Source organism: Bacillus cereus group sp. BceL291 (genome assembly GCF_051776705.1).
GTDB classification, from domain to species: domain Bacteria; phylum Bacillota; class Bacilli; order Bacillales; family Bacillaceae_G; genus Bacillus_A; species Bacillus_A cereus.
Genome location: NZ_JBPWAP010000166.1, coordinates 1 through 4,380, shown reverse-complemented (window position 1 = coordinate 4,380; position 4,380 = coordinate 1). Strand labels below are relative to the sequence as shown.

Here is a 4,380-nt window from a genome sequence, read left to right as displayed (position 1 = left end):
ATTAGGGTTTATTTCGTATGCAAATCTTTAAATTCCCTACACGTAGCTTTTAAAAAAAAGAAACAACCTCTATTATAATTAACGTTTTATGGTCTTAGCTTGATAGCGATGGGGTATCACCACACATCCATCAACTTAAGGATTCGGACTATTCTCGAAATTAAAAGCGCGTTACTATTTTCTTATATTAATGAGAAAGGGTGACGTGCTTTTTATGAATATGCATCAAAAACAAGAGTTGTCTTTATTTGCTGAAGAGTTATATCGATATATGTCTCCCGCTACACTTAATCAATTAGCTATAGAAGCTGGCGGAATGAAACGAAAACGTAAGTGCCATGGGCACCATTTTCTATCTTTGTGTGTATGGTTAAATCAAAAAGTCGCTACTACCTCTCTTAATCAACTTTGTAGTCAGTTAGAAACCTCAACAGGAATTTTATTAAGTCCGGAGGGACTTAATCGGCGATTTAACTCGGCTTCTGTATCCTTCTTTCGAACTGTATTTACTACACTTCTACAAGCGAAAATTGGAGGATTATCTAAGATTTCTCATGCTCTTTCTGCTCACTTTGAGCGTATTCTTATCCTTGATTCTACAACATTTCAAGTGCCGGATCGATTTGCATCTACTTATCCTGGTGCCGGAGGATGTAGTCATAGAGCTGGTGTAAAAATTCAACTAGAGTATGACCTGTAGAGTGGAGAATTTTCTGATGTGAAAATTGAACCAGGAAAACGAAGTGATCAAGCGTATGGTGCGACTCGAACAGATATGGCACAAAAGAATGAACTATATATTCGTAATCTAGGATATTTTCGTTTACAAGACTTTAAGTCTATTCAAGATAGGCAAGGATATTATTTATCACGTCTTAAGTTACCAACTAAGATATATAGAAAAGAGTTCGAAACAGTGGTATTTAAAACAAAACCCGCTCAACTGAGGCCGGTATATATACAAATTCATTTGGAAGAAATCATGAACCAGTTACAAGCTGGCCAAGTGTATGAATTACATGATGTATATGTAGGGAGCAAAGACAAATTACCTACTCGCATTGTGGTTTATAAATGTACGGAGGAGCAAAAACAAAAACGCCTACGTGATCGAGCTATTCGTGAAAAGAAAAAAGGAATTACATATACAGAGCGGACGAAAATCTCACAGATATGAGAAAAAAACAGTCTTTGATATGGAGTGACCCCTGTCAAGTGGACAGAACTTAAAAAACACAATTAAACAACCTGCGTTCGATATTGATATGGACTCAGGTTGTTTAATTTTTTTGGAATCTTTAATGATTATAAAAATAAATATATTGATGTACGGCCTCCTTAACTTCATCAATCGTTTTGAAAGAATATAAATAAAAGCATTCTGCTTTAAAGTGACGGAAAAAACTCTCTATACATACGTTATCTAGGCAGTTTCCTTTGCGAGACATACTAGCTTGTATTTGATATTTCTTTAGTAGTAGATGATATTGATTAGACCTGTACTGAGAACCTTGATCACTATGCAAAAGGATTCCTTTCAAGTTCCGTTTTTTTCTAGCTTTTTCGAGAGTATCTATTACAAGTTCAAGGTCATTTCTACAACTTATGTTGTAAGCAACAATTTCATTGTTAAACAAATCTTAAATTACGGATAAATATAATTTTTGACCATTAAAATTTAGATAAGTAATATCTGTTACCCATTTTTGATTTGGCGCTATAGCATAAAAGTCTCTATTGAGATAGTTCTGCGAAATCACATAAGCTTCTTTTTTTCCGTAATATGGGCGTTTCTTTCGAATGCTTGATTGAATTCCCAATTCTTTCATTAACCACTGTATACCTTTATGGTTAAAGTGTAAATTATAAGTAAGTTTAAGCCATACTTGTATTCTTCTATATCTATAAATTCCTTTTAATTTTTTATGGCATTCTAATATCTTTTTCTTAATGGCGGTATCTTCTAATTGTTTCTCGGAGAGAAACGTCTGTCGTTTTAACCATTTGTAATAGCCACTCCTTGATACTTTAGCAATATCACATAATAACGTAATTTTATAACCCTTTTCAAAGAGTTCTTGAATAACTTCAAATTTTGCAATTTTGGATACAGCTGTCATTCCTCCTTTCACATTTTTAAGAGATTTTTTAACATTTCATTCTCAGTTTCTAAACGTTTTATTCTATTCTCTACAGTCTCTAGCGATTCTTTAGAAGTTTTTCTACACTTTTTTCTTGATTTTCCTCGTTTCTCCTCTAGCCCTTTAATCCCTTCAGAATTAAAATACCTTACCCAACGCATAACCATTGTATGGTCAATCCCTAATTTTTTTGCCACTTTTTTATATGCCATTCCTTCTCGTATATTAATATTTAAGCCCTATCTCAGGCTTAGTTTTTCTCTCTAATACGAGTCCAGTAATAAAGAAAATACTTGGACGTCTCAAGATATTTCTAGATAATGGTCTTAGGATCATTTGGGACAATTCTGCATTCCCCTGTGGATTTACCACACGAAAAGAGTGTTTCTCAGTGAACGCGCGGGGCTCCCTACTCGCAGGCTGAGCAGCCTGACCATCGAATCTAGATGTTAGTAGCTCTAGGGCGGCTTTCGATTCAGGACTAGCTCTTATACACGAGGTTGTTGGTCGGCGTACACACTAGAGGTATCTTGAGACGTCAGCAATGATTCTAAATCGAAAGGAGGTCTCTTACGTGAGATTATTTGTTGGTCTAGATGTAAGTTCGTTTGATATGAAAGTTTGTTTTTTAAATGGTGAAGGAGAAAGATTAGATTCTTTTTCAGTTAGTAATGACTTACCAGGTGCACAGGTTCTGAAAGAACGATTATTACAGTGTACAACCAATCAAGAGGTTGAAACTTTAAAAATCGGCTTAGAATCTACATCTGTTTATAGTTTTCATCCATCTATGTTTCTCCACCATGATGAAGACTTAAAAAGATTTGGAACAAAGGTATTTCTTCTAAATCCAAAACAAGTCGCCAACTTCAAGAAAAGTTATTCAGACATGAATAAGACTGACGAAATTGATGCCTTTGTCATCGCTGATTACCTACGGTTTTTTGGACGGAATCAAATGTCCATCGTGAAAGAGAGTCAATACGTGGCATTACAGCCATTAACAAGATCTCGTTATCAACTCGTTAGAATGTTGACAAAGGAGAAGCAACATTTTCTACAACATCTAAGTTATAAATGTAATACGTTCTCACAAGAAGTCGATTCTTCTATATTTGGTAACGCCATGATGGAATTGTTTCTTGAAAAATTCAGTCTAGAAGAGCTAGCTGATATGCCTTTAGAGGAACTCGCTGAATTCCTACAGGAAAAGGGTAAAAACCGATTTGGTGACCCGAAATGTGTAGCATCAATCATTCAAAAGGCTGTTCGCACGTCGTATCGTTTAGATAAGGTGGTAGAAGACTCAATCGATATTCTTTTAGGAACGTCAATTGAAATCATTCGTACCTATCAAAGACAAATTAAAGAACTAGAAAAATCGATTAAGCGGATCATGGCTGGATTAACGCAAACATTAGAATCCATTCCTGGAATTGGACCTATATATGCCGCTGGTATTATCGCTGAAATTGGCCAAATCGAAAGATTTGACGATGAAACCAAAATCGCCAAATATGCCGGGGTATATTGGCGTACATATCAGTCTGGTCGGTTCACCGCTGAAAACACTTCATTATCTCGTAATGGGAATCATTACTTGCGGTATTACTTAGTTGAAGCCGCCAACTCTGTAAGGAAGCATGTATTGGAATACCAAGAATATTACGCAAAAAGTATAATGAAGTACCAAAACATCAACACAAACGTGCACTCGTTCTAATCGCAAGAAAATTTGTGCGATTGGTGGATGCGCTACTACGTAATCACCAACTCTTTACGCCTGAAAGGTGTGTGAACGTGTGACATAAAACTTGTCATCGCTACCTTTCAATTAATTCCATCATTTTACATACACTACTGGTCTAGTTTCGTGATGTCTTTTTTAAGCAATTTGTCCTTTGATAACTTCAAAAGATATTATTTTTCAGTTTACATACTACCGCAGGTCTTTTTAATATGGATCTACTGCTTTTCTCTTAAAAAAGACATCATAAGTTTTTTTGATTTTCCCCATACAAAATCCACCCATACGTAAACAGATTAATGTGCTTTATTTCTACTGTCTACTATGAGGGGATCATATCAATATAGAGTGAATAAAGGAATACAGTTAATGGTTAAAGAAGGACAAAAAATTAATTTTAATTCAGTTTCAGAAAAAGCACAGGTTTCAAAAGCATATTTATATAGAGAACCCTTAGTCAGAAAAACGATTGAAGACTTACGTCAACAGCAA

Annotated in this window: 4 protein-coding genes and 2 pseudogenes; 3 read left to right on the top strand and 3 right to left on the bottom strand. The window is 35.2% G+C overall.

Going from position 1 to position 4,380, the window contains the following annotated elements; all coding sequences use genetic code 11:
• Positions 1 to 214: 214 nt before the first annotated feature.
• Positions 215 to 1,171, top strand: a pseudogene (locus ACS2CR_RS33575) (IS4 family transposase); the annotation flags it as partial.
• A 127-nt stretch (positions 1,172 to 1,298) separates the two neighbouring features.
• On the opposite strand, the gene ACS2CR_RS33570 reads toward ACS2CR_RS33575, so the two are convergent.
• Genes ACS2CR_RS33570 through ACS2CR_RS33560 form a run of 3 tightly spaced genes read right to left on the bottom strand, consistent with a single transcriptional unit; the run spans position 1,299 to position 2,365 of the window.
• Positions 1,299 to 1,637: a DDE-type integrase/transposase/recombinase gene (locus ACS2CR_RS33570; protein WP_374050068.1), complete on the bottom strand. Its 339-nt coding sequence runs from the start codon at positions 1,635 to 1,637 to the stop codon at positions 1,299 to 1,301.
• A 3-nt stretch (positions 1,638 to 1,640) separates the two neighbouring features.
• Positions 1,641 to 2,120: an IS3 family transposase gene (locus tag ACS2CR_RS33565; RefSeq protein WP_309567646.1), complete on the bottom strand. Its 480-nt coding sequence runs from the start codon at positions 2,118 to 2,120 to the stop codon at positions 1,641 to 1,643.
• 8 nt (positions 2,121 to 2,128) lie between these two features.
• Positions 2,129 to 2,365: a helix-turn-helix domain-containing protein gene (locus tag ACS2CR_RS33560; RefSeq protein WP_325839031.1), complete on the bottom strand. Its 237-nt coding sequence runs from the start codon at positions 2,363 to 2,365 to the stop codon at positions 2,129 to 2,131.
• A 350-nt stretch (positions 2,366 to 2,715) separates the two neighbouring features.
• Here ACS2CR_RS33560 and ACS2CR_RS33555 point away from each other — a divergent pair.
• Together ACS2CR_RS33555 and ACS2CR_RS33550 are read left to right on the top strand one after the other, a co-directional pair.
• A pseudogene (locus ACS2CR_RS33555) lies at positions 2,716 to 3,947 on the top strand (IS110 family transposase).
• 265 nt (positions 3,948 to 4,212) lie between these two features.
• The coding region (locus ACS2CR_RS33550) for a DUF6262 family protein (protein ID WP_438906151.1) at positions 4,213 to 4,380 on the top strand (168 nt) is incomplete at its 3' end.